Here is a 26844-nt window from a genome sequence, read left to right as displayed (position 1 = left end):
CCCGTCAGGCGCCTTTCGTCTTCACCCCCTTCATCTCCGCCACCGCGTCCGAGAGCATGGGCACATAGTCCTGGCCGCGGCCGGCGCCAACGGCGAGCGCGAAGGAGTTGCGCACCGCAGCGCCGACGGGATTGGCCATGCCGACGGAATTGGCGAAGGCGGCGAGATAGGACGTGTCCTTCAGCGCGTTGGCCAGCGTGAACTTGTGCGCATCGCGGTCGCGCTCGAGCACGTATTTGAAGAAGGTCTGGTAGAAGCCGCAGTCCATGCGGCCGCCCCGCACGACGCTGTCGAAGACCTGCGGCGTGATGCCCGCCTTGGCCCCGAGCGCCAGGGCTTCGGCATAGATGGCGGCATATCCCATGGAGAGGAAATTGTTGAGGAGCTTCATCGTGTGGCCGGTGCCGAGCGGACCGGTCGGGATGATGCGGCCGGAAAAGGCTTCCAGCACCGGACGGGCACGCTCGACCGCCTCAGGGTCGCCGCCCACCATCACGTCGAGCGTGCCTTCCTCCGCATCCATCGGCGTGCGGGCGAGCGGCGCGTCGATGAGCGTGATGCCCTTGGGGCCGAGCTCGGCCGCAAGCTTCAGGGTGGAGGAGGGGTCGGAGGTCGAGCAGTCGCAGATAAGGAGCGGGCGGCCGGCGGAGGCAAGCCCGTCCGGCCCGTTCATCACCGCCTCCACCTGCGGACTGCCGGTGACGCAGAGGATAACGATGTCGCTCGCTTCGGCGAGTTCGCGCGGGCTTGCCGCCTCGGCCGCGCCGCGCGACTTGAGATCGTCCACCGGCGCGCGGTTGCGGTGGGCAAGCACCGTCAGCGGCCAGCCCTTCTGCAAGATGTTCTTGGCCATGCCGTGGCCCATCAGGCCGACGCCGACGAAACCGATCCGTTCGTTGCCCATATCTTTCCTCCTGGATGTGGCGCGGCAGGTTAGTCGGATTTGTCCGGCACGTCACCGCCGGGCGATGGCGGCGCGCCCATTCGCCTGTCTGCGTGCGCTCTGCCGCGTCAACGCTTCCTTTCCAAGGCCGTCAGCAGTTTCGCATATGTAGGCGCGAGGGCCCTCAGGGCGGCCGCGGCCTTGGCCTTGTCGCCGACGGTGAGCGGATGCTGGAGCGCGCTGATCAGACGCGCCTGTTCGGCAAAAATGGCGGCCGATTCGGCATAGTTGACGCGCGCCAGGCAGGTCGCCGCGTCCGCCGCCCGCCGAGCCCCAACCCGCACGGCGAAATGGACGAGATGCGCGCGAAGATCGTCGTCGAGCCGCGTTTCGATCAGCGAGGCAAGCGCCTCGGCAGCCTCGCCATTTCCCAGGCTATGCGGCGGCATCTTGTGATCGGCAGCGATCGACAGCCAGCGGATGCCCGCCGGAATCGAGGCTCGGATCCCTTCTTCCTCCGTCACGTCCGCCAGCCGGGAAAAGCCGGTGCGCATGGTGAAGGGCGTTCCATAGCTCAGCGTCTCGGTGCGCCAAGCCGCCATGAAATCAGCGAGCGGCAGGGACACGTATGGATATGCCTGAGGATCGTGCATGAGCACCTGCTCCTCATCAACCGCGAGCACGACGACGTAATGATCGGCGCCAAGCGGGCCTTTCATTTCCGGCTGGTGGCGGAAGTGACCCATTTCGACCGGGCCGACCCATACCGGCCCGTCCTCAAGCGCCGCCTTCAGGCGGGCGAGCGCCTCTTCTGCGCTGCCGCCCTTGCTGATGGAGCTTGTCCAGCCGAGAGCCGAGAGAGCGTCGTCGAACCCGGCTTCGGGAGTCCAGCCATACGGATCGAAAAAGGGGAGGGCGCCGCCTAAAAGTTGCATGCCGAAGGGGCTGCCAGTGGCGAACTCGATGACAGCGGGCGACGGCGATCCGGCGCCGAACATCATCGCGAAGGAGTTTGCGTAGCAATAGGGGCCAGACCCCACGTAAGGGAAATGTTTCATGGTGCGTCTCCAACAGGACGGGAGACGCGACAAGGGCCGCAAATTCCCAAAAATTGTCAAGGCGTCAGATGAGAGCGCCTGATGGAGGGCGGCGCCAGACGCGAGACGTCATCTCTCGCGTTCCGCGGATCCGGCCGGGAGTGGGGAACGCGTTCAACTCCAGGCGCTGCTCAATGCTCGGCGAAGTCCAGTTACCAACGTGATCGCGCGGAACGGCCCAGCTGACAAGATGTTGGCAGGAGGGTCGTGCGAGGACAATTGACGGGACGGGCTATTTTGTCCATTAGTTCAATAATTATTGAACAATGAGAAGTCCCATGGACAGACGCCTTTTCCTCCTGGCGCTCGGCGCTTTTGCGACCAGCACCGTCGCCTTCGTCTTCGCCGGACTACTGCCGCTGATCGCCGAGGACATCGGAATTTCCGTCGCCGAAGCGGGCTATCTCGTCTCGGCCTTCTCGCTCGCCTATGCAGTCGGCACGCCGGTGCTTTCGGCGCTGACGGGAGCTTTCGATCGGCGGCGGGTGATCGGGCTTGCGCTCATCTGCTTCATCGCCGGGAACCTCGCGGCCGGAGCAAGCGCGAGCATGCTGCCATTGTTCCTGGCGCAGGTCGTGATGGGCATGTCGGCCGGCCTCTTCGCCGCCACGGCGCAGGCAGCGGCGGTGATGCTCGCCGGGCCGGAGCGGCGCGCCGCGGCGATCTCGGCCGTCGTAGGCGGGACCACATTCGCGGTGGCGCTGGGAGCGCCGGCGGGCTCGCTCTTCGCGCAATTCGTCGGCTGGCGCGGGGAGTTTTTCGCGCTCGCCGTCATCGGCACCTTCTGCCTCACGGCGCTATGGCTGCGCCTGCCACGCGACCTTCTGGCAACGAGCTCCACGCTGGCCGAGCGCGTGATGGTGATCCGCCGGCCGGGCGTTTTCCCGGCGATCGTCATCACCTTCCTCTACCTTGCCGGCGGGTTCACCCTGATCGCCTATCTGGGGCCGGTGGCCATCGAGGGGGCAGGGCTCTCGCGGGCCGTCCTGCCGGCGGTTTTGCTTGCCTATGGTATTGGCGCCATCATCGGCAACTATGCCAGTGGCCGCCTGGCCGACCGGCTGGGCCCCACCAGGGTCATCGTCTTCGCGATGATTGCGACGGCTTCTTTCGCGCTGCTGATCTCAGCGGTCCTGCGATGGGCTCCGGAGGCGGCGGCGGGGCCGCTCCTGGTCGCGCTCGTGGTACCGTGGGGCGTTGTCGGCTGGACCTTCGTGCCGGCCCAGGCGAGTCGCATTGTCGGCGCGGCGCCGGCGGTGGCGCATCTGACGCTGGCGCTCAATGCCTCGGCCATCTATCTCGGCATCGGCTTCGGCTCGCTGGTCGGTGGGCGGGTGCTGGAGACGGCGGGGGTCGAGAGCCTGGGCGTTGTGGCGGCGGTGTTTCCGACGGCAGCGCTTCTGCTCCTTGCGGCGGGACGGGCCCGCAAGGCGCGCGTGGCGGCGGCGGGAATCTGACGCGGAGGGCAGCACCGTACCTCTGGCCAGCGCAGGCAGGTTAACGCCGCATTCGCCATAGACCATTCGCGCGGTGGCGTTATATCTGCGATGCCGCCACAAATCGGTCGGCGAAAGAGCGGGTGAGAGACATGCGCTGGAGGGGGCGCCGCCAAAGCGGCAATATCGAAGACCGCCGCGGGGGAGGGGGAATCTTCTCCGGCGGCATGCGGCGCGGCGCGCCGATACGCATTCCCATGGGACGCGGCGGCCGGGCCGGCGGCGGCGGAATAGGGTCCATCATCATCCTCGTCATCCTTTTCTTCGGCCTCAGGGCGATGGGCATCGACCCGCTGGAGATGCTCGCCGGCGCGCCGACGGGGGAGCAGAGCGTTCAGACGGGCGGCGCAAACGACGAGGCGCGGCAGTTCGTCGCCGTCGTGCTGGCGGATACGGAGGATGTCTGGAGCGGGATCTTCCAGGCCCAGGGCGCCGACTACCCGGAGCCGAGGCTCGTGCTCTTCTCCGGGCAGGTGGACTCGGCCTGCGGCTTTGCCTCGGCGGCGAGCGGCCCGTTCTACTGTCCGGGCGACCGGCAGGTCTATCTCGACCTGAGCTTCTTCAACGAACTCGCGACGCGCTTCGGCGCCGCCGGCGATTTCGCGCAGGCCTATGTCATCGCGCATGAGGTAGGCCATCATGTGCAGAACCTCACGGGCGTCCTGCCACGCGTCAACCAGATGCGGGCGCGCCTCAGCGAGGGCGAGGCCAATTCCATGTCCGTGCGCGTGGAGCTGCAGGCCGACTGCTACGCGGGCGTGTGGGCGTACCACACAAACCAGGAGGGCTTGCTTGAGCAGGGCGACCTCGAGGAAGCCCTCAACGCCGCCTTCCAGATCGGCGATGACACGCTGCAGCGCCGTACGCAGGGCTATGTGGTGCCGGACAGCTTCAATCACGGCACGTCGGAGCAGCGGCAGACGTGGTTCCGGCGCGGCTACGAAGGCGGCGATGTCGCCGACTGCGACACGTTCAGCGGACCCGTTTGACGCCTGCCGCGTTATCGCCGGAGGAGAGATCCGGAGGCAGGATGATCAGACCCGGCACAATCATTGCCCTCGTGCTGTCGCTCGCCGGCGGCATGACCGCCTCGCAGGCGCCGGAGCTGGCGCAGCAGTACCGCCAGCGGCTGGAGGGCGCGCGGCAGGAGTTGACCCAGGTGGTCGCCGATTTCGACGCCGACGCTGCGCGCAACGATATGGGTCGGGACGATGCGCTGGCGCTGCAGGACAGGTCGGAGGAGCCGTTCATCCGCGACCGGTCGCAGTCGATGCGCCGGGTCATCGCAAGGGCGGAGCATCTCGACCGGCAGGCCGAACGGCTTGCCGAGCTGCCGCCGGCGCTGCGGCCGGTGCTGGTCCTCGTCGATCCGGACGGGCAGGTGTTTTCCGGCGCGTTGCGCGACTTCGAGCCGGCCGTGCCGCTCACCTCGCACGGGCTGATCTGGACGGCGGTGGGGCTGCTGTTCGGGCTTGGCCTCTACCGGCTCGTAACGTTCCCCTTCCGCTACCGCAGGGCTCACCGTGCGCAGCGGCTCTCGGGCCGGCAATTAGATTAAAATCGATGGATCGTGCTAAACGGCCCTTAATCGGCGCGTGCTAGGGTCGCTCCGCAATTGGGGGTTGCGGGGCAATGCGTTCCTTGAACAGGGTCTGCCGGGCATTGGCCGGCTTGTGGCACGACCGCGGCGGCAATTTCGCCATGATAACGGCATTGGCTGCCGTGCCGATGGTGGGCGCGGCGGGGCTTGCCGTGGACTACGCGAATCTGAGCCGCACGCGGACGGAATTGCAGAACGCGCTCGACGCCGCGGCGCTGGCGGTGGCGCAGCGCGGCGATGACATTTCCGACGCTGAGGCGCGCAGCATCGCCGGCGCGTTCCTGACTGGCAATCTCACGCCCGCCTACCGGAACCTGGAGGTGGCACGCAACGGCACATCGGTAACGTTGAGGGCTGAGGCGCCGACGCCGCTTTCCTTCGGCGGACTGTTCGGCTGGAGCGAAATGGCAATCAGCGCTTCATCGACTGCCGACATGGCCTTTGCCAATTATGAAATCGCGCTTGTGCTCGACACCACGCGCTCGATGCGGGAGAACGGCAAGCTCCAGGCCATGAAGGACGCGGTGAACGGGCTAATCGACGACCTGTCGGCGCGTGTCACAGATCGGGAGCGGCTGAAATTCGCCCTGGTGCCCTTTGCCACATTCGTCAATGTCGGACCGCAATTCGGGCCGAAATTCGACTCTGACGGCAAGATCAAGCCGGGGACCGGCGCGGAGTGGCTGGATTTGGAGGGCGAGAGCCCTATCCGGTTCGATGGCGCCCGAGGCCTCAGCCGCTTCGAGATCGCCCATGAACTCAGGCAGGACTGGAAGGGCTGCGTAGAGACGCGCTGGCAGCCCGACGCCGGCAAGCCGGCCCATGATGTTTCCGATACGCCGGCCGAGGGGAGCGACTCCTCCAGCCTCTTTGTCCCGGCTTTCGCGCCCGACGAGCCAGACTCGTATGGCAACAGCTATATAAGCTATTCTTCCGATCCCCTGCGGGACCCGACCAAATGGGACGTCACAGCGAAGAAGCTCGACAAGTACGGGCTTAAAAACGCTGCCGCCGAGATGAGGAAGAGGCGGACGACGGACCTCCGTGGTGTCGCCAATATCGGGCCTCAGGGATGGACGAAGCCCACGACCAACTATTCGAGCGGCAGGGGCCCTTCGCACTCATGCGGAACCCAACCGATCACGCCGCTTTCGAACGACTATGCCGACCTGAAGCGGAAGGTGAACGCCTTCGTGGCGGACGGCAACACCAACATCATGGAAGGTGTGGCCTGGGGCATGCGTGTGCTCTCGCCGCAAGAGCCGTTCACCGAAGGCAGAGAACCGGCTCCCGATGTCGAGAAGATCATGATCGTGTTGACTGATGGCGCCAACAATCTGGGCGTGACCGGCAGTTCGAACGTCTTCCGCTCCGCCTATTCGAGCTTCGGCTACCTGATCGACAACCGCCTGACCACACGGCGCTCGACGCGCGACGTCACGGAGGCCATGAACCAGAAGACGCGCCAGGCCTGCGAGAATGCCAAGGGCGAGAACAACGACGAGATCATTGTCTATACGATCCGGTTGGAAGAGCCGGACGTGGCGACGGGCACGCTTTTGCGCGACTGCGCGACGAGCCCCGGACATTACTTTGATTCTCCCTCGCGAAGTCAGCTCGATGAGGTCTTCAAGAGAATCCGTGACGGAATCACCAAGCTGCGCCTTTCGTCTTGAGCGTGGTGTAATTTGGGGCGGCTCAGGGCCGCCCGCTTTTTTTGGGTGAGTTTCAGTTGGCGCAGCCGAAACTGGCGTTCTCCGCACCCCCTGCGGCCAACTTCACCGGATGGGTGACGAGACCGGCCTTCACGCCCGCTCCGCCAGCGCCGGCTCACCCTTCCTCTGGCGGATCAGATTGACGAAGCGGCGGAAGAGATAGTGCGAGTCCTGCGGGCCTGGCGAGGCTTCCGGGTGGTGCTGCACCGAAAAGACGGGCCGCCCGACCAGGCTGATGCCGCAATTGGAGCCGTCGAAGAGAGAGACATGGGTTTCCTCCACGCCGCTGGGCAGAGTGTCGCTGTCCACCGAGAAACCGTGATTCATGGAGACGATTTCCACCTTGCCGGTCGTGAAATCCTTGACCGGATGGTTTGCGCCGTGATGGCCCTGGTGCATCTTCACGGTCTTGGCGCCCAGCGCCAGCGCCAGCATCTGGTGGCCGAGGCAGATGCCGAAGATCGGCGTTTCGGTCTTGAGCAGGTCGCGGATCATGGGAACGGCATATTCGCCGGTCGCCGCCGGATCGCCCGGCCCGTTGGAAAGGAACACGCCGTCCGGCCGCATGGCCAGGATGTCCTCCGCCTCGGTCTTGGCGGGAACGACGGTGACCTTCGCGCCGAGGCTCGCCAGCATGCGCAGGATGTTGCGCTTCACGCCGTAATCCACGGTGACGATGTGGTAGGGCGTTTCGGCCGCCGCGCCATGGCCCTCGTTCCAGATCCATGGCGTTTCCGTCCAGACGGAGGACTGGCCCGAGGTGACGTCCTTGGCCAGATCGAGCCCGACCAGCCCGTGCCAGCTGCGCGCCTGTTCCTTCAACGCCTCCACATCGAAGCGGCCGTCGGGCGCGTGGGCGATGACGGCGTTGGCCGCGCCCTTGTCGCGCAAGAGGGCGGTGAGAGCGCGCGTGTCGATGCCCGCCAGGGCCACTATGCCGCGGCGCTTCAGCCACTGATCGAGATCCTCGTGGGCCCGGTAGTTAGAAGGCGATGTGATGTCGGCCTTGAAGATGGCGCCGACCGCGCCCGCGCGCGCGGCGGGATTCAAATCCTCTATATCCTCGGCGTTGGCGCCGACATTGCCGATATGCGGAAAGGTGAAGGTGACGATCTGCCCGGCATAGGAGGGGTCGGTGAGGATCTCCTGGTAGCCGGTCAGCGCCGTGTTGAAGCACACCTCGCCGACGGCAGAGCCGGTCGCGCCGAGCCCGCGGCCCTCGATGACCGTGCCGTCGGCCAGGACCAGAAGTGCCGTCGGCCTGGCTTCGCTCCAGGGCGCGGTGGTTGCCATGATCGTCTCCATTCTCGTCTACAGGCTTGAAAAAAGACCCGCTTGGGGCCATATCGCGCGGCGAAATGCCGACCGTGACGGCCATGCCGCAACTTTCGCCCGCCAGGCACATTTAATGTTCATGCAGGGCGCGGACAATAGAGGATGGCCGGGACCGGGTCAATTGCCCGTCCGACAAGCTCACGCGATAGTTTATCGCAGGTTTTCCAGCTACTTAGCGGAAAAGAAAGGGTTTGCCTCGCAGGAGGGTCGGCGCTATTGTCGCGCACGCGACGGGAGATAAAAAGCCATGCGCGAGAAAATCGCTCAGGCGCTGAAAGACGCAGTCAAACAACAGGATAAGCGGCGAATCTCAACGCTGCGACTGATCCAGACAGCCATCAAGGATCGCGACATCGCCAATCGCGGGGCGGGCAAGGACCCGGTCAGCGACGACGAGATACTCGAGATCCTTCTGCGGATGATGAAGCAGCGCAAGGAATCGGCCAGAAGCTTCGAGGAAGGCAACCGCCTGGAACTCGCCGAGCAGGAACGGCAGGAAATCGGCATCATCGCCGAGTTCCTGCCCAAGCCGCTGGGCGAGGACGACATGAAGAAGGTCTGTGCCCAGGTGGTGCACGAGGTCGGGGCCGGCGGTCTGCGCGACATGGGCCGCTGCATCAACGAATTGAAGAAAAAATTCCCCGGCCAGATGGATCTCGGCAAGGCGAGCGGCATCGTCAAGACGCTGCTGCAGTAGGGGGCGGCGCTCCGCTGGGGCCGATGCAGCTCGAATTCCGCGAAGCCGACCTGAGCCGATGGGCCGATTTCGAGCGACTCTTCGAGGCGCGCGGCGGCCCCAAATATTGCTGGTGCATGGCGTGGCGGGCGGAGAAGGCCGAAACCGGCCTGCGCGGGCCCGAGCGCAAGGCGGCGATGCGCCGCCGCGTCGAAGCCCGCGTGCCGATCGGCATCCTCGGTTATCTCGAAGGAGAGCCGATCGCCTGGTGCTCCATTGCCCCGCGCCCGACCTTCCGGGGGCTCGGCGGGCCGGAAATTCCCGGCGAACGGCCGGAGGAGGTCTGGTCGATCACCTGCTTTTTCGCAAGGCGCGACCTGCGCAAGCAGGGCATCACCAGGAGCCTTGTCGAAGCGGCCGTGGAGCATGCTCGCGGCAAGGGCGCCAAGGTGGTCGAGGCGTATCCCGTCGACCCCGATTCGCCCAGCTACCGGTTCATGGGTTACGTGTCGTCCTTCGAAGCGGCCGGCTTTCGCCATGTCGGCCGTGCGGGTACGCGCAGGCATGTGATGCGCCTCGAGCTTTGATCATCCACGCGAGATGCCCGGGTTGGCGGACGAACCAATTGAGATCGACATTCCCCTCGTGCGCCGGCTCATCGCGGCGCAGTTTCCGCGATGGGCGGATCTTCCGGTAAGGCCCGTCGCGCATGGCGGCTGGGACAACCGAACCTTCCATTTGGGCGACCAGATGACGGTGCGTCTGCCGAGCGCGGCGCAATATGCCCTGCAGGTGGAGAAGGAGCAGCGCTGGCTGCCGAAGCTCGCGCCGCAGCTCCCGCTGCCCATTCCCACGCCGCTGGCCTTGGGCGGGCCGGGGGAGGGGTTTCCCTGGCGATGGTCCGTGTATCAGTGGATCGAGGGAGACCCGGCCCGGAAGGAGCGCATTCCAGACCTGAACGAGTTTGCCGGCACGCTGGCCGGTTTTCTCAACGCGCTGAGGCGGATCGACGCCGAGGGCGGACCGGCGCCCGGGCCGCACAACTTCTTCCGCGGCGCGTCGCCCGCCGTCTATGACGACGAGACGCGGCGGGCGCTCGATCTGCTCAAAGGCAGGATCGATACGGCCGCCGCCACCGAGGTCTGGGAGCGGGCGCTGGCCTCGCAGTGGGAGCAGGCGCCGGTTTGGTTCCACGGCGACGTCGCCTGGGGCAATCTTCTCCTGCACGACGGGCGGCTCTCGGCCGTGATCGACTTCGGCACGTCCGGCGTGGGGGATCCCGCTTGCGACCTCGCCATCGCCTGGACGCTGCTCGAGGGGGAGAGCCGGGAGGTTTTCCGCGACGCGCTTTCGCTCGACCGGGACACCTGGGCGCGCGGCCGCGGCTGGACGCTCTGGAAGGCCTTGATCCTCGTGGCAGGCATCGGAGGTGCCGTTCCGGCAGAGGTGGAGAAGGCCTGGAAAACCTTGGACGAAGTTCTGGCCGACCACGCAAGATCGGGATGAGATTTCTATTGCAAGCGCTCAGTCTGGTTCCAAAGGGCGCCGGGATATATGTCGGATGTGCAGAATCTCAATGATGTCGATTTGACACGGTAGAAAATTTTGTAAGGGTATCGGCCAACAAACAGCACCCGCACATCCGGAATGTCATTCCTGACGCCGGCATTCGGCCGCTCCGAAAGCAGGGCTACTGCCGCTTCCAGCTTCAACAGCACGTTACGTGCGCCGATGCGAGAGCGACCTTCTAAGTAGTCGAGAATGCACTCCCGGTTGTGAAAAGCCCGCCTCGTATAGCGGACCTTCATCAATTGAAGCATTTTGCTGCTGCTGAAATCAGGTCGTCCGCGGCAAAATCGCCGCGCTCGGTCTCTTCGACCGCTTGGATCAACACTTCGCGCTCTTCTTCACTCACGCGGTAGGTGTCGGTTCGGCGTGCCTCGATCACGCGAGCATAGTCGGCCAAGTCTTCAACATCCTCCTCGGCCCAATGCTCCGCCCGTTCGAGGATGGACTTCAGTATCACCTGGTTCATGGCTGCATCCTATCACACACTTGAAATGGGGACCAATGCCGACTGTGAAAAGCGGGTAAAGTCCCCTTTTGCCATCGTGGGAGACAATCTTCTCCTATATAGGCAAGCGGCAACCCAAGTGGCCGGCCATGCGCTTTCCCAATAGTTTTCTCGACGAGATCCGCGACCGCGTGTCCATCAGCCAGGTGGTGGGGACGCGCGTCACTTTCGACAAGCGCAAGAGCAACCCCGGCCGGGGCGACTTCTGGGCCTGCTGCCCGTTTCATGGGGAGAAGACGCCGAGCTTTCACTGCGAGGATCGCAAGGGGCGGTACCACTGTTTCGGCTGTGGCGTCTCGGGGGACCATTTCCGCTTTCTAACCGAGCTCGACGGGATGAGCTTTCCCGAAGCGGTGGAGCGCGTGGCCGAGATGGCCGGCGTGCCCATGCCGGCGCGCGATCCGGAGGTGGAAAAGCGGGAGAAGGAGCGCGCCAGCCTCACCGATGTGATGGAAATGGCAACCCGCTTCTTCCAGGATTGCCTGCAGGGACCGCAGGGCGCCGAGGCGCGGGCATATTTGCGCGGGCGCGGCATCACCTCGGCCACGCAGCAGTCCTTCCGGCTGGGCTTCTCGCCCGACAGCCGCAACGCCTTGAAGGAGTTTCTGGCCGCCAAAGGCGTCGGCAAGGAGCAGATGGAGGCTTGCGGGCTCGTCGTCAGCGGGCCGGACATCCCCGTCTCATACGACCGGTTCCGCGGGCGCGTGATGTTTCCCATCGAGGATGCGCGCGGCCGCATCATCGCCTTCGGGGGAAGGGCGCTTTCATCGGACGCGCCGGCGAAATACCTCAACTCGCCGGACACGGAGCTCTTCCACAAGGGCAATGTGCTCTACAACCACGCGCGGGCGAAAAGGGCCGCCAAGGACGCTCCGGTAATCGCGGTCGAAGGCTACATGGACGTGATCGCGCTCGCCCAGGCGGGCGTGGAGAACGTGGTCGCGCCGCTCGGCACAGCGCTTACCGAAAACCAGCTCGAACTGCTGTGGCGCATGGCAGGCGAACCGGTGCTCTGCTTCGACGGCGACAGCGCCGGACTGCGAGCCGCGTTCCGGGCGGCGGATCTGGCGCTGCCCATGGTACAGCCGGGCCGCTCGCTGCGCTTCGCCCTCCTGCCCGAGGGCAAGGATCCGGACGATCTCGTGCGCCAGGAGGGGCGCGAGGCATTCGACGCGCTCGTCGCCGCGGCGCGGCCGCTCGCCGACCTCCTCTGGATGCGCGAGACGTCGGGCCGCGTCTTCGACACGCCGGAACGGCGCGCCGAGCTTGAACAGACTTTTAGGGAACTGGCGGGCCGCATCCGCGACGAGAGCGTGCGCCGGCACTATGCACAGGAGCTGCGCGAGCGGGTCCTCGCCTTTTTCGGCGCCACGCGGACGGGCGGACGGCCGCAGCGCGGCGGCGGCTTTGCCGGTCAGGGCGCTCCGGGCAGGCCGGGCGCTGCCGCAGGCAGGCTGGCCGTCTCTGAAAGCCTGTCCCGCTCGGCACTGGTGAAACGTACGGCCGGGATGATGCCGCTGCGCGAGGCGGTGATCCTGGTGGCGCTCGTCAACCATCCGGCGCTGATCGACGAGCATTTCGACGCGGTCGAAAAGCTCTCGTTGAAAAGCCCGGAGCTTGGCCGACTGCGCGCGGCGCTTCTGGACGCCGTCGCCCATGGCGTGGTCCATGACCGGGAGGCGCTGGCGCGAATGCTCGCGGCGGCGGGGTTCGGCGACGTGCTGGAGCGCGCCGAAATGTTGGTAAGGCGGGCGAACCAGTGGCCGGCCCTGCCCGACGCCGCCTTCGAGGATGCGCGCGAGGCGTTTCTGCAGGCACTCCACTTGCACCAGAGCGCCGGCTCACTACATAGGGAACTCAAAGCGGCCGAGCAGGCGCTTGCCAACGAGCCGACCGAGGAAAACTATCGGCATCTCGTGGAGATACAGGCGGAGCTGCGCAACCTGCAGGCGACCGAAGCGCTGATTGAGGGGTTCGGCCTCCTCTCCGGGCGCGGCGGACGGAGCTGAACCGTCCCGAAAGCCAAGCGATTCGCGATGACACTGATTCGCTTTTTTAGGGCGAATCATGCCAGAGCTGCTTGACCTGGGCGCGATTTAAAGGAATCAGGGTCGATTCGACTGGATCCCGCGGGTCGGGCCATACGGAAGCAGCAAAACACCACAGGGCATGGACAGGCGGCAAGACCGCCATAAATGTCAGGGTTAATCGGGCTTTAACGCGGCCGCGCATAAGGCCCGACCACGCGCAAGGCGGTAAAAAACCGGCAGCAAGAACATCTAAGCTCGCTCAACGGGCGGTTGGAAAAGGCAAAGGCATGGCGACAAAGGAAAAGGAAGAGGTCGAAATCGAACGCGAGGGTGCGGACGGCCCCCTGCTCGACCTTTCCGACGACGCAGTCAAGAAGATGATCAAGCTCGCCAAGAAGCGCGGCTTCGTCACCATGGACGAGCTGAATGCCGTTCTGCCCTCGGGTGAAGTGAGCTCCGAGCAGATCGAAGACACGATGGCCATGCTTTCCGACATGGGCATCAATGTCGTCGAGGACGAGGAGGCGGCCGAGGAGCAGGAGGCCGACAGCCCCGACGAGGAGAGCACCGATCTGGCCGAGCCCACCGGCAGCATGGTCGCGACCGTCGCCAAGAAGGAGCCGACGGACCGCACTGACGATCCCGTGCGCATGTATCTGCGCGAGATGGGTTCGGTAGAGCTCCTGTCGCGCGAGGGCGAGATCGCCATCGCCAAGCGCATCGAGGCCGGCCGCGAGACGATGATCGCGGGGCTGTGCGAAAGCCCGCTCACCTTCCAGGCGCTGATCATCTGGCGCGACGAGCTCAATGAGGGCAAGATCCTCCTGCGCGAGATCATCGACCTCGAAGCCACCTATGCCGGTCCTGAGGGCAAGCAGGCGCCCGTGGTCGCGCGGCCAGACGAAGACGCCAAGCCCGCGGCCGAGGAAAAAGTCTTCCGGCGCGTGCGCGACGATGACGACGACATCACCAATGTCGGCGGCGACGCGCGGCCCGAGGAGGACGACGAGGAAGAGGACGAGACGAATCTTTCGCTCGCCGCCATGGAAGCGGAGCTGAAGCCCGGCGTCATGCAGACGCTCGACTTCATCGCCGATACCTATGCGAAGCTGCGCAAGCTGCAGGACCAGGAGGTGGAAAGCCGCATCTCCGACGCTGACAAGCTTTCCGCTGGCCAGGAGCGCCGCTCCAAACAGCTCAAGGATGAACTGATCAAGTCGGTGAAGTCGCTTTCGCTCAACAATGCGCGCATCGAAACGCTGGTCGAGCAGCTCTACGACATCAACAAGCGGCTGGTGCAGAACGAGGGCCGGCTGTTCCGTCTTGCCGAGAGCTATGGCGTCCGCCGCGAGGATTTCCTCAACGCCTATCAAGGCCATGAGCTCGACGCGAACTGGGCGGGCACGGTGGCCCAGCTGCCCGGGCCGGGCTGGAAAGAATTCGCCAGGAGCGAGGCAGACACGATCGACGCGCTGCGCTCGGAAATCCAAAACCTGGCGCAGGAAACCGGCATCTCGATCGGCGAGTTCCGCCGCATCGTCAACCAGGTGCAGAAGGGCGAGCGCGAAGCAGCGATCGCCAAGAAGGAGATGGTCGAGGCCAATCTGCGCCTCGTCATCTCCATCGCCAAGAAGTACACGAACCGCGGCCTGCAATTCCTTGATCTTATTCAGGAAGGCAATATCGGCCTGATGAAGGCGGTGGACAAGTTCGAGTACCGCCGCGGCTACAAGTTCTCCACCTATGCCACGTGGTGGATCAGGCAGGCGATCACCCGTTCGATAGCCGACCAGGCGCGCACCATCCGCATTCCCGTGCACATGATCGAGACCATCAACAAGATCGTGCGCACGAGCCGGCAGATGCTGCACGAGATCGGCCGCGAGCCGACGCCGGAGGAACTGGCGGAAAAACTGGCCATGCCGCTCGAGAAAGTGCGCAAGGTGCTGAAGATCGCCAAGGAGCCGATCAGCCTCGAAACGCCGGTGGGCGACGAGGAGGATTCGCATCTGGGCGATTTCATCGAGGACAAGAGCGCCGTGCTGCCGATCGATGCGGCGATCCAGGCGAACCTGCGCGAGACGACGACGCGCGTGCTCGCCTCGCTCACCCCGCGCGAGGAGCGCGTGCTCAGGATGCGCTTCGGCATCGGCATGAACACCGACCACACGCTCGAAGAGGTGGGCCAGCAGTTCTCGGTGACGCGCGAGCGTATCCGGCAGATCGAGGCCAAGGCGCTGCGCAAGCTCAAGCATCCGAGCCGCAGCCGGAAGCTGAGGAGCTTCCTCGACAGCTGAATCGCTGCGGTCGAGCTTGCATTCAAAGCCGTCGGAACCAGTCTTGGTTTCGGCGGCTTTGTGCTATGGTGGCGCCATGAACGAGCGTTTTGTCCATTCCTTCTCAAATCAGCCAGCAACGACGCAGGCCGCCGAAGGCATGCTGCGGCGTGCCTGGACCATTACCGAGATCGAGGCGATGCAGAGAGCGGGCATCATCGACGAGGATGAGCGTTTCGAACTGATCGGCGGGGAGGTGGTGCCGATGCAAGCCAAGGGCGGGCGGCATGAAATCGTCAAGGTCGAGCTCAATTGGCATTTTCAGACCACGGCTTCCCGGGAGCTTTGGGTCGCCCCCGAAACCACTCTGCGTCTGGATGAAAGGACCTTTCTCGAACCGGATTTCTGCGTCTATCCCCGTTCAGTTTTTCCCGGCGATCTGCGCGGGCATCATGTTCTGCTCGCCATCGAAGTCGCGGATACCAGCCTTGCCTATGACCGGGGCCGCAAGATCGGCGTCTATGCCGCTTTTGGCATTCCCGAAGTCTGGGTGATCGACGCGAATACGCTCGTCACGCGCGTACATCGGCAACTGGGCGCCGAGGGTTTTCGCACCGTGTTCGAAGCCCAGCCCTCGGAGGAGATCGTGGCGCAGCGGGCGGACTCAGTCGCCATGTGTCTTGAACGTCTTGGCCTCAAGCCGCTGTCATAGGCGAACCAAGATCATCTGCGTCACCGACAGATCATGCCGCAGATCATCCTGACCATATCGACCTCCGGCCCGGGCCTCTACGAATTCACCGAAGATGCCCAGCGCTTCGTCCGCGGGCAAAAGGTGGAGGAGGGGCTGCTGACCGTGTTCGTGCGGCATACGTCCTGTTCGCTCATTGTCCAGGAAAACGCCGACCCCGATGTGAAGCGCGACCTCAACGCCTTCTTCCGCCGGCTGGTACCGCCCTCCGACAGCCCTTCCATGAACTGGGTGGTGCATCGGGTGGAGGGGCCGGACGACATGCCCGCGCATATAAAGGCGGCGCTCACCCAGACCTCGATCGGCATTCCCGTTTTCGGCGGCCGGGTGATGCTCGGTACCTGGCAAGGCATCTACCTTTTCGAACATCGGGACCGGCCGCACCGGCGCGAGGTGGTGCTGCATCTTTCCTAGCGGCTGGCTGTCGGCCTATATCCGCGCTAGGTTCCGGCGAAAGCGAGGGAGAGCGCCATGTCATTTCTGAAACGGCTGTTCGGCGGCAGCAAAGCGGGAGAGGCGCAGGCCGTCGGAAAGCCCGAGGAGCACAAGGGTTTCACCATCCGCGCCACTCCTTTCCAGCAGGAGGGTCAGTTCCAGACCTGCGGCGTCATCTCCAAGGATGTGGGCGGCGAGGTGAAGGAGCACAGGTTCGTGCGCGCCGACCGTTTCCCCAGCGCCGATCTCGCCGCCGAACACGCAATCCGCAAGGCCCGGCAGATCATCGACGAACAGGGCGAGGCGGTCTTCCGGTAGGAGCCCGATCAGTAGGGCATAGGGAGAGACCTATTCCCCAGCTAAGCTGCTGCCGCCAATCCCCGGATCAGCCCGGCTAGTGCATCGCGAAAGCTTTTCGCGTCGGCTCCGGCCTCGATGGCAAGGGCTGCGCGGTCGAAGGCGGCGCCGAGAAGGGCGGTGAGGGCATCGAGCGGCAGGGGGCGGAGGGCGCCGGCCTCTATCGCCGCCTCTAGTCCCTCGCGCAAGGTGCGGTTCCCGTGCCGGCCGTCAATCTCGTCCATCGCCGCACGGCCAAGCACGGCCGGGCCGTCAAGCAGGAGGAGCCGCGCGCGGCCGGGTGCGGCCATTGCCGCGAGGAATGCCCCGCCGCCGGCGATAAGCGCGTCGAGAGGAGCAAGATCGCCGCCCGCCTTGGCCTCGACCTCCTGCGCAACCCGCTCTGCCTCCCGCTCCACCACAGCGCGGAACAGCGCCTGCTTGTCGGCAAAGTGGTGGTAGAGCGCCCCGCGGGTCACCCCGGCCGCGTGAACGATCTCCGGCGTGCCGGTCTCCGCATAAGATTTTTCCACGAACAGCTGTCGCGCGGCTTCTATGAGCCTGTCGCGGGTCTCTTCGGAACGCTCGCGGTTGGAGCGGCGTGTTTTCGCCTCTTGCATACATTCAGCCTGTATGTTATTAACCTACATGCAGACTGTATGTGATATTTAGCGAAGAGGAAAGCACAAATGAAAACGACCAGCTACTATCCCGTGATCATGACCGATGCGGTCGCCGCCACCGCGGCCTTCTATTGCGACCATTTCGGCTTCGAAGCGAAGTTCGAGAGCGAATGGTATGTGCATCTGCAGTCGCGCGAGAGCGGGAATGTCACCCTTGCCGTGCTCGAAGGAAGCCACGCCACCATCCCGGAACAAGGGCGAGGACGAGTGTCGGGCCTGATCCTCAATTTCGAAGTGGAAGATGTCGACGCCGAGTTCGCGCGGGTGAGCCAGGCCGGGCTGCCGATCCTCCAGGAACTGCGCGACGAGGCGTTCGGCCAGCGGCATTTCATCACTGCCGACCCCAATGGCGTTCTGATCGATGTGATCAAGCCGATCCCGCCTTCGGCGGAGTTCATGGCGCAGTACAGCGCCGACGCATTGCCGCAATAGTGGGAACGGCAGGCGGCGCACTCATTGCGCTGCCTGCCCTCCGGGAGCTTAGGCGTCGAATTTCAGCGAAGACTCGGAGCCGACGATCTCGACGAGTTCCAGGTCGAAGACCAGATCCTGGCCCGCCAGGGGATGGTTTGCATCCACTGTCACCTGCTGGTCGTCGACATCGACGACGGTCAGCGGGATCTGCTTGCCGTCGCGCGTGGTCGCCGTCAGCCGGGCGCCGACCCGCAGATCGAGGTCGTCCGGCAAGGCCTCGCGCGGCACCGACTGCACCTGCCGCTCGTCGCGCATGCCATAGGCATCGTCGGCGGGTACGGTGACGGTGGATTTCTCGCCGACCTCCATCCCTTCCACCTGCCTCTCGAAACCCGGGATGACCTGACCGCCGCCTACCTGGAATTCCAGCGGCTCCCGGCCCTCGGAGGAGTCGAACTCCGTGCCGTCCGTCAGCCGTCCGCGATAGTGGACGCGCACGATGTCGCCGGTCTTGGCTTGTGTCATGGATCTCTCCTTTGCCGATTTCCGATTTCAGCGGCGCAACCTGGGCGCAACGCCGAATGGCCGCGCAGACGCTGCGCCGTCCTCAAGCGACAAGGTTAGGGCGGAGAGGGGACGCGTAAACCCTTGCCGAAGCGTTTTTGGGCGGAAAGGGACAGATCGGGAAGAGAACCGCCGGCGGGCAGCCGGCGGTGCGTGGGCCTTTCTCTGCTCGTGCAGCCTACTTGCCGACGATGGCCCAGTTGAAGCCGAAGGAATCGCGCAGGGCGCCGTAGCGATCGCCCCAGAACATCTTTTCCAGCGGCATAGTCACCTCTATTCCTTCCGTCTGAGTCGCCCGGTTCCACCAGAAATCGACGTCGTCGACGCAAAGTGTGAGCGTGACGCCGGCCGGCTGTTGCTGACCGTGGCCATATTCAGGATAGGGATCGCTCATCATCAGCGAGCCGCCATTGATGTAGAGGTGGAGATACATCGTGCGGCCCTGCTCATCGACCGGATGGCGGGCGACTTCCTTGGCGCCGAAGGCTTTTTCATAAAGAGCGGCCGCCTTCGTGGCGCCGTTGGGCATGATATAGGCGATAACGCCTCCGCGAGGCTCGCCGGTTTCCCCAGCTGCGATTTGGATCGCTGACATTCGGTTCTCTCCTCTTGTTCAGGCTACTCTCAAGGTGCCCGTCTCAGGACGGGGGACGAGGAGGAAATCCGACATGGGACGGTGATTTTTGTTATGTGCGGCCGCGCCGGGGGGAGCGGCGCGGCCGCAAAGCCTCATTCCGCAGGGGCAGGAATGGGCTTGTCCGTACCGTTCTCGGCATCGGGTGTGTTTGATCCGCGGAAGATGCCGAGGACAAGGACCGCGGTTAGAATGGCGATCACGGCGCTGCCCAGCGAGGCCAGCACCAGGCCATTGGTGAAGGCCTCGCGGGCGGTGACGAGCAGCGTCTCGCCGAGGACGGCCGGCAGTTCCGTTGCCACCGCAAGGGCGCCGCCCAGCGTATCGCGGGCCGTGTCGGCCATCCCGGCAGGAATGCCGGCCAAGGCGTCGGCCTCCATGGAGCGGCGGTAAAGCGCGGTGACGATACTGCCAAGTACCGCCACGCCGAGGGCGCCGCCGAGTTCGGCGCCCGTTTCCGACATGGCGGCGGCCGCGCCCGCGCGCTCCGGCGGCACAGAGCCGACGATGAGGTCGGTCGTCAGGGTGAAGACCGGCGCCAGCCCAAGCGAGAAGAGAGTGAAGGTCAGCACCATGGCCGTGACGCTCTGGACCTCGGCCGCCCAGCTCTGCGCGAGGAAGCCGAGCGCGGCGATGAACAGGCCGCAGGCCATGATCACCGGCGGCCGCGCCCGGGTCGTGAGCTTCTGCGTGAGGGTCGAGCCGATGATGAAGGCAAGGCTCGAGGGCAGGGAGACCAGCCCGGCCTTCAGCGGCGAGAGGCCCAGAACCAATTGCAGATACTGCGCCACAAAGAAGAAGGAGCCGAAGGCGACGAAGACCGTGAAGAGGTTTGTGGCGAGCGCCGCACTGAAGGCGGGACGGCGGAACAGCCGGACATCGATCAGCGGATCCTTGAGCGTCTTCTGACGGCGGAAGAAGACATAGCCGATAAGGAGACCGGCGATGATGTAGAGGAACGGCTCAACGCCTATTCCGTATTCGGCGAGGCGCTTGATGCCGAAGATCACGGCGAGAACGGCGGCGATGGAAAGGGCGGCGCTGCGGATGTCCAGCCTGCCGGCGTCCGGGTCGCGGAATTCGGGCAGGAGGAACGGCGCCACCGCGAGCAGGAGCAGCATGACTGGAACGGCGATCAGGAACACCGAACCCCACCAGAAATAGGCAAGCAGAACCCCGCCCACCACCGGCCCAATCGCGCCGCCGGCGGAAAAGGCCGAGATCCAGACGCCGATAGCAAAGGTGCGCTCCTGCGGGTCATGGAACATGTTGCGCAGGAGCGAGAGCGTGGAGGGAGCCAGCGTGGCGGCCGACAGGCCGAGAACGGCGCGGGCGAGGATCAGCATTTCGGCGGAGCTTGCGAAGGCAGCGAAGATGGAGGCAAGTCCGAAGGCCGTCGCGCCGATCAGAAGCAGCTTGCGGCGGCCGATGCGATCGCCCAGCGTGCCCATGGTGATGAGCGCGCCGGCAACGAAGAAGCCGTAGATGTCGACGATCCACAGGAGCTGGGAGCTCGTGGGTCTGAGATCCGCGCTCAAGGCCGGCACGGCCAGGTTGAGCACCGTCATATCCATGGAATAGAGGAGGCAGGGCAGCGCCAGGACGGCAAGGCCGATCCATTCGCGCCGTCCCGCGCGGGGAGTGTCGGGAGCCTTGTTCATTACAGGTCCTTTCAAGTCTCTCGTCAATTCTTGAGTCCGTCCGAGCCGTCGTACGATCTCAAGTTAAGTTCAGGTCAAGGGTGTTCCCGGATCGGCAGGCCCATCGCGGCCCTGCAGATGTGCGAAGGCTGGAACCGGCCCTTTCTTCGCTGCACTAATGCCACAGGCCTGCTGCCAACCTTCTGTCAGGAGCTGAGCTCGTCATCCGGGTACTCGTCGTGCCGGTGCACCCAGTCGAGCGGGCTTTTCTCGTTGCGGCCGACGGGCGTCATGTCGAGATACATGAGCGCGCCAAGCAATTCCTCGCCGCCGCGGGCGAAGGTCGAATAGGTGTGGTACACCGATCCTTCCCGGTCCTTGTAGAAAACGCTCAAGCCCGGCAGGTCCGTTACGCCCGGATTGATAGTTTCGTAATTATAGACCGCTTCGCCCTTCTCCAACTGCTCCCTAGTGTAGGAGACGCTAAAGTCATAGTTGAAATCGGTGTTGCCGGACGACACCCATGGGAACCGCCAGCCCATTCGCTTGCGGTAAGCCTCGATCTTCTCGATCGGGGCGCGGGAGATGGCGACGAAGGTCACATCCTTGTGGACAAGGTGCTGGCGCGCTCCATCCACGTGATCGGCCTCGAAGGAGCAGCCGGCACAGCCCGCCTCCCATTCAGGCGGGAACATGAAATGCTGGACGATGAGCTGGCTGCGCCCGTCGAAGAGATCAGCGAGGGTTTTGCGGCCCTCGGGCGCATCGAAGACGTATTCCTTCTCGATCCTCACCCAGGGCAGGGCGCGGCGGGCCTCCGCGATCTCGTCGCGCAACCGCGAAAGCTGCTTCTCCCTGACGAGAAGCGCCTTGCGCGCCGCGATCCACTCCTCGCGAAATACGATCTCATGCTGCATTTTTCCTACTCCTCTTCCGTTCGATGATCGCAGACGGATCCACAGGAAGACGAATGCGGAAGCGTTCGTCCGACATTTTCCGCAAAGGATTTTGAGAGGCTCTCAAGGCTCCTAGTCGGGAATGTCCTGGACGGGGCGCACCTCCACGCTGCTGCCGGTCTCGAGCATCGGCACGTTCGAAGCGAGAGCAAGCGCCTCCGCCCGGTCCTTCGCCTCCACGAGGAAAAAGCCCAGCAACTGCTCCTTGGTCTCGCTGAATGGGCCATCCGTGCTGACCACCTTCCCGCTCCGCTTACGCAGCACGGTGGCGCTGGACGACCATTCCAGTCCGTGGGACGCCACGAAATTGCCGTCCCGCTTCAGGACCTCGTCATACTCCCGCCCAGCCCGGACACACTCCCGGAGCTCCTCCATCGGACGGGATTTCATCGCCGCCTCGTCGGCATAGACCAAAAACAGAAAGCGCATCGAATTTTCCTCCTTCGGCCGGTCGTCACGCATGGTCCTTTCCCTGGTGCGCGTGCATAGCCGAAGGACGGGCGGGCGGCAGGCGCTCCGACATTTTCTTTGACGCGGGGCCCCGTCCGCGCCCGGCCGCTATGCCGCCGCCATGACCGGGAACGGCTCGCGCCAGGCGGGCAAGGCATTGAGCCGGTCGTGCCAGCGTTCGATTTCGGGGAAATCCTTCACAGGGATGTGCGCTGGCTCGGCGTAGGGCAGGGTGACACCCAACGCAAAGTCGGCGACCGTCAGGGTCTCTCCGAGCAGATATTCACGGCCGCGCAAATGATCGTTGAGAACTGCGGCGAAGCTGCGCCAATAGGTGGTCGCCTCCTGCACCGCGCGTGCGTCGGGCTCGCCGAGCCCGAATCTCGGCTTGACTATGTACTGGAAATAGAGCGTGCCGCCGTGATGGGAGAAATGCTGGCCGTCCCAGTTCAGCCAGCGCAGCACCTCGATCTGGCGCTCGTCCTGCGGCCAGAGGTCGGAGTTCGCCGCACGGGCGAGGAAGCACATGATCGCGTTGGATTCCCAGAGGGTCCTGCCGTTCGCCTCGAGCACGGGAAGCTTCCGATTGGGGTTCATGGCGGTGAATTCGGGCGTCATGTGCCCGCCGCGGCTAAGATCGACATGCACGAACTCGACCGGCGAGTTCAGGTGCCGCGCCACCGCGCATACCTTCCGCGGGTTGAGAGTCTCGCCATAATACAGCTTCATCGGCTTTCTCCATTCCGAAAGTCGCCGATAGGCGGTACGCCCATAGGCAGCCTTGACAACTTACGTTGATATCAACATAATAAATCCATGTCAAACAGCGACAATCTTGCTCCTGACATTACCGGACGCGTGCGTGACACCTGCCTGTGCCTGCATGTGCAGCGGGCGGCGCGCGCCATGGCGCGACGGTATGACGAGGCGCTGAAGCCGCTCGGCATCACGAACTGGCAGTTCTCTCTCATGATGTCGCTCAACCGGCCCGATCCTCCGGCGATGGGGGCCGTCGCGACGGTACTCGGGACGGATCGCACCACGCTCACCGCCAGCCTGAAGCCGCTCGAACGCCGCGGGCTCGTGCTCGTTTCCACGGACAGGAAGGACCGTCGGAGCCGCCGACTGCAGCTAACCCCCGCCGGACAGGCGCTGCTCGCAGCCGCTCTCCCCCTTTGGGAACGCGCGCAGGCCGCGACCGAAGAACTGGTGCCTGCCTCCGACATCGACCGCCTGCGCGCCGACCTCCGCGCGCTTTCGTGACGTAGCGGCCGGTTGCAGGTGTCCCCCGAGATGATGGGAACGCCGGCCGCTGCCTCGAGTCGGGCGACCGTTCTACGAGGCAAGTGAATGCCACTTCGCCAGGGGAGGCGGCTATCCTGCCACCTGGCGCTGCCGCCGCCATGAGTCGGCGCCGGCAGAAATCCGGTCACTTGAGCCGCAGCAAGTGTCGGTCGCCGGGCCTGCCCGCGGCGCGGATCTCCATGCGGCCATAGGCGGCCATCGGCACTTTGGAGGCGAGCGCAATGGCTTCCTGCCGGTCGGCCGCTTCGATCAGCAGAAATCCCAGCAATTGCTCCTTGGTCTCGGAATAAGGCCCGTCCGTCGCCACCACCTTTCCGCCGCGCGTGACGATGGTGGTCGCGCGGGAGGGCGGCTCCAGCGCGTGGGCGAGGATCAGTTTCCCTTGCCGCTCGAGCACGTCGTCATATTCGGCGGAGGCCTGAACGAGCTGGTTGAATTCCTCCCTCGGCAATGCCAAGAGCGCGGCTTCCTCGCCATAAACCAGGCATACGTAGCGCATAGTCGTCTCCCTTCTCCGGAACGCTGCGTACCAAGGACGTCCGTTCGAGAACCCTCTCCGACATTTTTTCGTCCCGCAGAGAAGAAATCAGGCCGATTTTGCCTGCACCTTCGCCTTGCCCTCCGCCATCAGGCGGTCGATATGCTGGCGGATATGCGCCGCCTCGGCGGGCGTGCGGGCGAGCGAGATCGCCTTGTCGAAGGCGGTGCGGGCTTCCGCTTCGCGGCCAAGTTCCATCAGAAGCGCGCCGCGCACGCCGTGGAAATAGAAATAGTTCGACAGGCGGTCTTCCAGCGGATCGACGAGCAGTAAGGCCGCCTCGGGACCTTGCAGCTTGAACACCGCTACGGCACGGTTGAGCCGGACGACCGGCGAGGGCTGCAGACGCTCCAGCATCTGGTAGAGCAGATTGATCTCCTGCCAGTCCGTGTCCTCCGGCTTTGCCGCGCGTGCATGCAGGGCCGCGATTGCCGCTTGCACCTGATACGGGCCGGGCTTGCGGTGGCGCATGGCCTTGTCAACGAGGGCGAGCCCTTCCGTGATCTTGTCGCGGTTCCAGAGGCTGCGATCCTGATCCTCGAGGAGGACGATATTGCCTTCCGTATCGAGCCGGGCGGCGGTACGGGCGTGCTGAAGGAGCATGAGGGCAAGCAGCCCCATGATCTCCGGCTCCGCCGGGAAAAGGCGCAGAAGGAGGCGGGCAAGCCTGATCGCCTCCTCGCAGAGCGGCTCGCGCACATGCACATCGCCGCCGCTCGCCGAATAACCCTCGTTGAAGACGAGGTAGATCATGGCGGCGACAGCGGCGAGGCGCTCGGACCGCTCCACCGCGTCGGGGGCGGCGAAGGGGACATTGGCCTCCGAGACACGCCGCTTGGCGCGGGTAATGCGCTGCTCCATCGCCTTCTCATTGACGAGGAAGGCGCTGGCGATCTCACGGACAGAGAGGCCGGACACAATACGCAGCGCCAGGGCCACCTGCTGGGTCGCCGGCAGATCCGGATGGCAGCAGATGAACATCAGCCGCAGGATGTCGTCCCGGTAATGGGAATCGTCGAGCCGCTCGGCCATGTCGGCTTCCGCATCGCCGAGATCGGAGATCGCCTCGTCGGCCGGAAGCGCCGTGTTGCGGCTGTCTCGGCGCACCCCGTCGAGCGCCGCATTGCGGCCGACGAAGATGAGCCAAGCTGCCGGATCGCGCGGCGGACCCTTCACCGGCCAGGTCTTCATGGCGCGCAGGCACGCTTCCTGGAACGCCTCCTCGGCCCGGTCGAGATCGCGGAAATAACGAAGGAGCGCGCCCATTGCCTGCGGGCGGGCGCCCGTCAATGCGGTCTCGATCCAGGCCAGGTCGGTCATGATGCAATTTTCACCTTTTCAGGAAGCGTGCCTTCTTCGAAGATCTGCACAGGACGAATTTCGAACGTGCAGCTCTCGCCCTCCTTCATGCGCTTGGCGAAATCGATGACCTCGTCGAGATCCTTGCAGTCGACAAGGTAGAAGCCAAGGAGCTGCTCCTTGGTCTCGGCGAAAGGGCCGTCGAGGACAAGCTGCTCATCGCCGGCCGTGCGGATGGTGGTGGCGCCGGTGGTGGGCACGAGCCGGATGGCCGGCCCCATCTTGCCGCCGTGCTCAACGAAATCCTTCTGGACACGCTTGCGCTTGGCCAGCACAGCGTCGTCCTCGGCCTTCGACCAGGACATCACAACATCCTCGTCGTGGTAACAGAGAATGGCGTAAAGCATGCAGGTTCACCTCGTTCGGTTGTAAGACGCGTGAGAATGCCCCAATCCGACAGAGGCGGCGAGGATTTTTGCAAGGGCACAAAGGAGGTTTCTCCTTGCGCCCGGTTCGAAACCGGCTATGTCTCGGCCTCGACATGAAAACCCTCACCATCAGGCAGCCGGACGACTGGCACCTCCACTTGCGCGACGGCGCGGTGCTGCGGGCCGTTCTTCCCCACACGGCCGCACATTTTGCCCGCGCCATCGTCATGCCCAACCTGGTCCCGCCGGTGGTTACGACCAGAGACGCGGCGGCCTATCGCGAGCGCATCATGGCGGCGGTGCCGGAGGGGAGCGGATTCACGCCACTGATGACGCTCTACCTTACCGAAACCAGCCAAGCCGATGATATCGAATCGGGTTTCCGCGACGGGCTGGTGACGGCGGTAAAGCTCTATCCGGCGGGAGCGACCACCAATTCGCAGAGCGGGGTCACCAATATCGAGGCCGTCTATCCGGTGCTGGAGCGGATGGCGGCGATCGGAATGCCGCTTTGCGTCCATGGCGAGGTGACGGACCCCGCCATCGACATCTTCGACCGGGAGGCGGTGTTCATCGAGCGCGTGCTGGAGCCGCTGCGCCGGCGGCTTCCGGAGCTACGCATCGTGATGGAGCATGTGACCACCAGCGACGGAATGGATTTCGTCCGGTCGCAGGGCGAGAATGTCGGGGCGACAATCACCACGCACCACCTCATCATCAACCGCAACGCAATCCTGGCCGGCGGCATCCGCCCGCACTACTACTGCCTCCCGGTCGCCAAGCGCGAGACGCACCGGCTGGCCTTGCGGGCGGCCGCAATCTCCGGCGAGGGACGCTTCTTCCTCGGCACCGATTCGGCGCCGCACGTGGACCCGCTGAAGGAATGCGCCTGCGGCTGCGCGGGTATCTTCAACGCGCCAAACACATTGGCGTGCCTGGCGCATGTGTTCGAGGAGGAGGGGGCGCTCGAGCGGCTGGAGGCCTTCGTCTCGCTCAACGGCCCGGCCTTTTACCGCCTACCGCCCAATGAGAGGCGCATCACCCTCAGGCGATATGATGAGCCGGTGGAGAATGAGCGGAAGATGTCGGTGGGGGAGGAGACTCTTACGGTGTTCGACCCGATGTTCCCGATCCACTGGAAGGTGGAAGAATAGGTCTTCCTGGCAGGGGTGCTACCCGGCTGGGGCAAGTTACAACGCTGGCGCATACCCGAGCGCCCGCGAAGCAGA

30 protein-coding genes are annotated in these 26844 nt (G+C 64.6%); 15 read left to right on the top strand and 15 right to left on the bottom strand.

Annotated elements, in window-relative coordinates:
- Window positions 1-4: 4 nt before the first annotated feature.
- Entirely contained in the window at window positions 5-904 is a 900-nt protein-coding gene (locus RIN79_RS03005) for an NAD(P)-dependent oxidoreductase (protein ID WP_309083142.1), read from the bottom strand.
- Window positions 905-1011: 107 nt separating this feature from the next.
- Window positions 1012-1941, bottom strand: a complete 930-nt coding sequence (locus tag RIN79_RS03000) for a hypothetical protein (RefSeq protein ID WP_309083141.1) — start codon at window positions 1939-1941, stop codon at window positions 1012-1014.
- A gap of 317 nt (window positions 1942-2258) precedes the next feature.
- Between RIN79_RS03000 and RIN79_RS02995 the strand changes: the two genes are divergently transcribed.
- The 4 genes from RIN79_RS02995 to RIN79_RS02980 all read left to right on the top strand — a co-directional run bounded on the left by RIN79_RS02995 (window position 2259) and on the right by RIN79_RS02980 (window position 6752).
- Window positions 2259-3437, top strand: coding sequence for an MFS transporter (locus RIN79_RS02995; protein WP_309083140.1), 1179 nt, complete (start codon window positions 2259-2261; stop codon window positions 3435-3437).
- 131 nt (window positions 3438-3568) lie between these two features.
- A complete protein-coding gene (locus RIN79_RS02990; protein ID WP_309083139.1) occupies window positions 3569-4465 on the top strand; it encodes a neutral zinc metallopeptidase in 897 nt (298 codons plus the stop codon).
- 41 nt (window positions 4466-4506) lie between these two features.
- Window positions 4507-5034 (top strand): DUF2937 family protein, encoded by a 528-nt coding sequence (locus RIN79_RS02985; RefSeq protein ID WP_309083138.1) that lies wholly within the window; start codon window positions 4507-4509, stop codon window positions 5032-5034.
- Between the two features lie 74 nt (window positions 5035-5108).
- Window positions 5109-6752, top strand: coding sequence for a pilus assembly protein (locus RIN79_RS02980; RefSeq protein WP_309083137.1), 1644 nt, complete (start codon window positions 5109-5111; stop codon window positions 6750-6752).
- 129 nt (window positions 6753-6881) lie between these two features.
- On the opposite strand, the gene carA is transcribed toward RIN79_RS02980, so the two are convergent.
- Window positions 6882-8084, bottom strand: coding sequence for a glutamine-hydrolyzing carbamoyl-phosphate synthase small subunit (carA, locus tag RIN79_RS02975; RefSeq protein ID WP_309083136.1), 1203 nt, complete (start codon window positions 8082-8084; stop codon window positions 6882-6884).
- Between the two features lie 289 nt (window positions 8085-8373).
- Here carA and RIN79_RS02970 point away from each other — a divergent pair, with 289 nt between their 5' ends.
- From RIN79_RS02970 to RIN79_RS02960, 3 genes are read left to right on the top strand one after another with little or no spacing between them, the layout of a single operon-like run.
- The gene (locus RIN79_RS02970; protein WP_309083135.1) at window positions 8374-8823 is read left to right on the top strand and encodes a GatB/YqeY domain-containing protein; all 450 of its coding nucleotides are present in this window, start codon (window positions 8374-8376) and stop codon (window positions 8821-8823) included.
- Window positions 8824-8846: 23 nt separating this feature from the next.
- Window positions 8847-9389: a GNAT family N-acetyltransferase gene (locus RIN79_RS02965; protein WP_309083134.1), complete on the top strand. Its 543-nt coding sequence runs from the start codon at window positions 8847-8849 to the stop codon at window positions 9387-9389.
- A gap of 22 nt (window positions 9390-9411) precedes the next feature.
- Window positions 9412-10308 (top strand): aminoglycoside phosphotransferase family protein, encoded by an 897-nt coding sequence (locus RIN79_RS02960; RefSeq protein WP_309083133.1) that lies wholly within the window; start codon window positions 9412-9414, stop codon window positions 10306-10308.
- A 5-nt stretch (window positions 10309-10313) separates the two neighbouring features.
- Here RIN79_RS02960 and RIN79_RS02955 read toward each other — a convergent pair whose 3' ends face one another.
- Both RIN79_RS02955 and RIN79_RS02950 read right to left on the bottom strand, forming a co-directional pair.
- Window positions 10314-10622 (bottom strand): type II toxin-antitoxin system RelE/ParE family toxin, encoded by a 309-nt coding sequence (locus RIN79_RS02955; protein WP_309083132.1) that lies wholly within the window; start codon window positions 10620-10622, stop codon window positions 10314-10316.
- On the bottom strand, window positions 10610-10837 hold the full coding sequence (locus RIN79_RS02950; RefSeq protein ID WP_309083131.1) for a hypothetical protein: 228 nt from the start codon (window positions 10835-10837) through the stop codon (window positions 10610-10612). Before RIN79_RS02950 ends, RIN79_RS02955 begins: the two co-directional genes overlap by 13 nt.
- Before the next feature lie 128 nt (window positions 10838-10965).
- Here RIN79_RS02950 and dnaG point away from each other — a divergent pair, with 128 nt between their 5' ends.
- The 5 genes from dnaG (at window position 10966) to RIN79_RS02925 (ending at window position 16686) form a co-directional block, all read left to right on the top strand.
- Window positions 10966-12885 carry a DNA primase gene (dnaG, locus tag RIN79_RS02945; RefSeq protein WP_309083130.1) on the top strand — a complete coding sequence of 640 codons (1920 nt, stop codon included), beginning with the start codon at window positions 10966-10968 and terminating at the stop codon, window positions 12883-12885.
- Between the two features lie 308 nt (window positions 12886-13193).
- Window positions 13194-15203, top strand: a complete 2010-nt coding sequence (gene rpoD, locus RIN79_RS02940) for an RNA polymerase sigma factor RpoD (protein WP_309083129.1) — start codon at window positions 13194-13196, stop codon at window positions 15201-15203.
- Window positions 15204-15246: 43 nt separating this feature from the next.
- Window positions 15247-15894 carry a Uma2 family endonuclease gene (locus tag RIN79_RS02935; RefSeq protein ID WP_309083128.1) on the top strand — a complete coding sequence of 216 codons (648 nt, stop codon included), beginning with the start codon at window positions 15247-15249 and terminating at the stop codon, window positions 15892-15894.
- A gap of 33 nt (window positions 15895-15927) precedes the next feature.
- Window positions 15928-16347, top strand: a complete 420-nt coding sequence (locus RIN79_RS02930; protein WP_309083127.1) for a secondary thiamine-phosphate synthase enzyme YjbQ — start codon at window positions 15928-15930, stop codon at window positions 16345-16347.
- 57 nt (window positions 16348-16404) lie between these two features.
- Window positions 16405-16686: an HlyU family transcriptional regulator gene (locus RIN79_RS02925; RefSeq protein ID WP_309083126.1), complete on the top strand. Its 282-nt coding sequence runs from the start codon at window positions 16405-16407 to the stop codon at window positions 16684-16686.
- Window positions 16687-16727: 41 nt separating this feature from the next.
- Here RIN79_RS02925 and RIN79_RS02920 read toward each other — a convergent pair whose 3' ends face one another.
- Entirely contained in the window at window positions 16728-17324 is a 597-nt protein-coding gene (locus tag RIN79_RS02920) for a TetR family transcriptional regulator (RefSeq protein ID WP_309083125.1), read from the bottom strand.
- A gap of 69 nt (window positions 17325-17393) precedes the next feature.
- Here RIN79_RS02920 and RIN79_RS02915 point away from each other — a divergent pair, with 69 nt between their 5' ends.
- On the top strand, window positions 17394-17819 hold the full coding sequence (locus tag RIN79_RS02915; RefSeq protein ID WP_309083124.1) for a VOC family protein: 426 nt from the start codon (window positions 17394-17396) through the stop codon (window positions 17817-17819).
- Between the two features lie 48 nt (window positions 17820-17867).
- Here RIN79_RS02915 and RIN79_RS02910 read toward each other — a convergent pair whose 3' ends face one another.
- The 6 genes from RIN79_RS02910 to RIN79_RS02885 all read right to left on the bottom strand — a co-directional run bounded on the left by RIN79_RS02910 (window position 17868) and on the right by RIN79_RS02885 (window position 22774).
- Entirely contained in the window at window positions 17868-18326 is a 459-nt protein-coding gene (locus tag RIN79_RS02910; RefSeq protein WP_309083123.1) for a peptidylprolyl isomerase, read from the bottom strand.
- Window positions 18327-18543: 217 nt separating this feature from the next.
- Window positions 18544-18960, bottom strand: a complete 417-nt coding sequence (locus RIN79_RS02905; protein ID WP_309083122.1) for a VOC family protein — start codon at window positions 18958-18960, stop codon at window positions 18544-18546.
- A gap of 134 nt (window positions 18961-19094) precedes the next feature.
- The gene (locus tag RIN79_RS02900) at window positions 19095-20675 is read right to left on the bottom strand and encodes an MFS transporter (RefSeq protein WP_375165863.1); all 1581 of its coding nucleotides are present in this window, start codon (window positions 20673-20675) and stop codon (window positions 19095-19097) included.
- Between the two features lie 170 nt (window positions 20676-20845).
- On the bottom strand, window positions 20846-21556 hold the full coding sequence (locus RIN79_RS02895) for a thioredoxin family protein (protein WP_309083120.1): 711 nt from the start codon (window positions 21554-21556) through the stop codon (window positions 20846-20848).
- A gap of 111 nt (window positions 21557-21667) precedes the next feature.
- Entirely contained in the window at window positions 21668-22057 is a 390-nt protein-coding gene (locus RIN79_RS02890; protein ID WP_309083119.1) for a YciI family protein, read from the bottom strand.
- Between the two features lie 96 nt (window positions 22058-22153).
- On the bottom strand, window positions 22154-22774 hold the full coding sequence (locus tag RIN79_RS02885) for a glutathione S-transferase family protein (RefSeq protein ID WP_309083118.1): 621 nt from the start codon (window positions 22772-22774) through the stop codon (window positions 22154-22156).
- Between the two features lie 87 nt (window positions 22775-22861).
- Here RIN79_RS02885 and RIN79_RS02880 point away from each other — a divergent pair, with 87 nt between their 5' ends.
- The gene (locus RIN79_RS02880) at window positions 22862-23308 is read left to right on the top strand and encodes a MarR family transcriptional regulator (protein WP_309083117.1); all 447 of its coding nucleotides are present in this window, start codon (window positions 22862-22864) and stop codon (window positions 23306-23308) included.
- Window positions 23309-23474: 166 nt separating this feature from the next.
- Here the strand turns inward: RIN79_RS02880 and RIN79_RS02875 are convergent, their stop codons facing one another.
- The 3 genes from RIN79_RS02875 to RIN79_RS02865 form a co-directional block, all read right to left on the bottom strand.
- Window positions 23475-23849 carry a YciI family protein gene (locus tag RIN79_RS02875; RefSeq protein ID WP_309083116.1) on the bottom strand — a complete coding sequence of 125 codons (375 nt, stop codon included), beginning with the start codon at window positions 23847-23849 and terminating at the stop codon, window positions 23475-23477.
- A gap of 87 nt (window positions 23850-23936) precedes the next feature.
- Window positions 23937-25208: an RNA polymerase sigma factor gene (locus RIN79_RS02870; protein ID WP_309083115.1), complete on the bottom strand. Its 1272-nt coding sequence runs from the start codon at window positions 25206-25208 to the stop codon at window positions 23937-23939.
- A complete protein-coding gene (locus RIN79_RS02865) occupies window positions 25205-25594 on the bottom strand; it encodes a YciI family protein (RefSeq protein ID WP_309083114.1) in 390 nt (129 codons plus the stop codon). Before RIN79_RS02865 ends, RIN79_RS02870 begins: the two co-directional genes overlap by 4 nt.
- A gap of 134 nt (window positions 25595-25728) precedes the next feature.
- Between RIN79_RS02865 and pyrC the strand changes: the two genes are divergently transcribed.
- Window positions 25729-26769, top strand: coding sequence for a dihydroorotase (gene pyrC, locus RIN79_RS02860; protein ID WP_309083319.1), 1041 nt, complete (start codon window positions 25729-25731; stop codon window positions 26767-26769).
- The last annotated feature ends 75 nt before the right edge of the window (window positions 26770-26844 follow it).

The sequence above is a fragment of the Chelativorans sp. genome (genome assembly GCF_031180965.1).
Classification (GTDB): Bacteria; Pseudomonadota; Alphaproteobacteria; order Rhizobiales; family Rhizobiaceae; genus Chelativorans.
The sequence above is the reverse complement of the archived record's forward strand: the minus strand, read 5'-3'. Positions and strand labels throughout refer to the sequence as shown.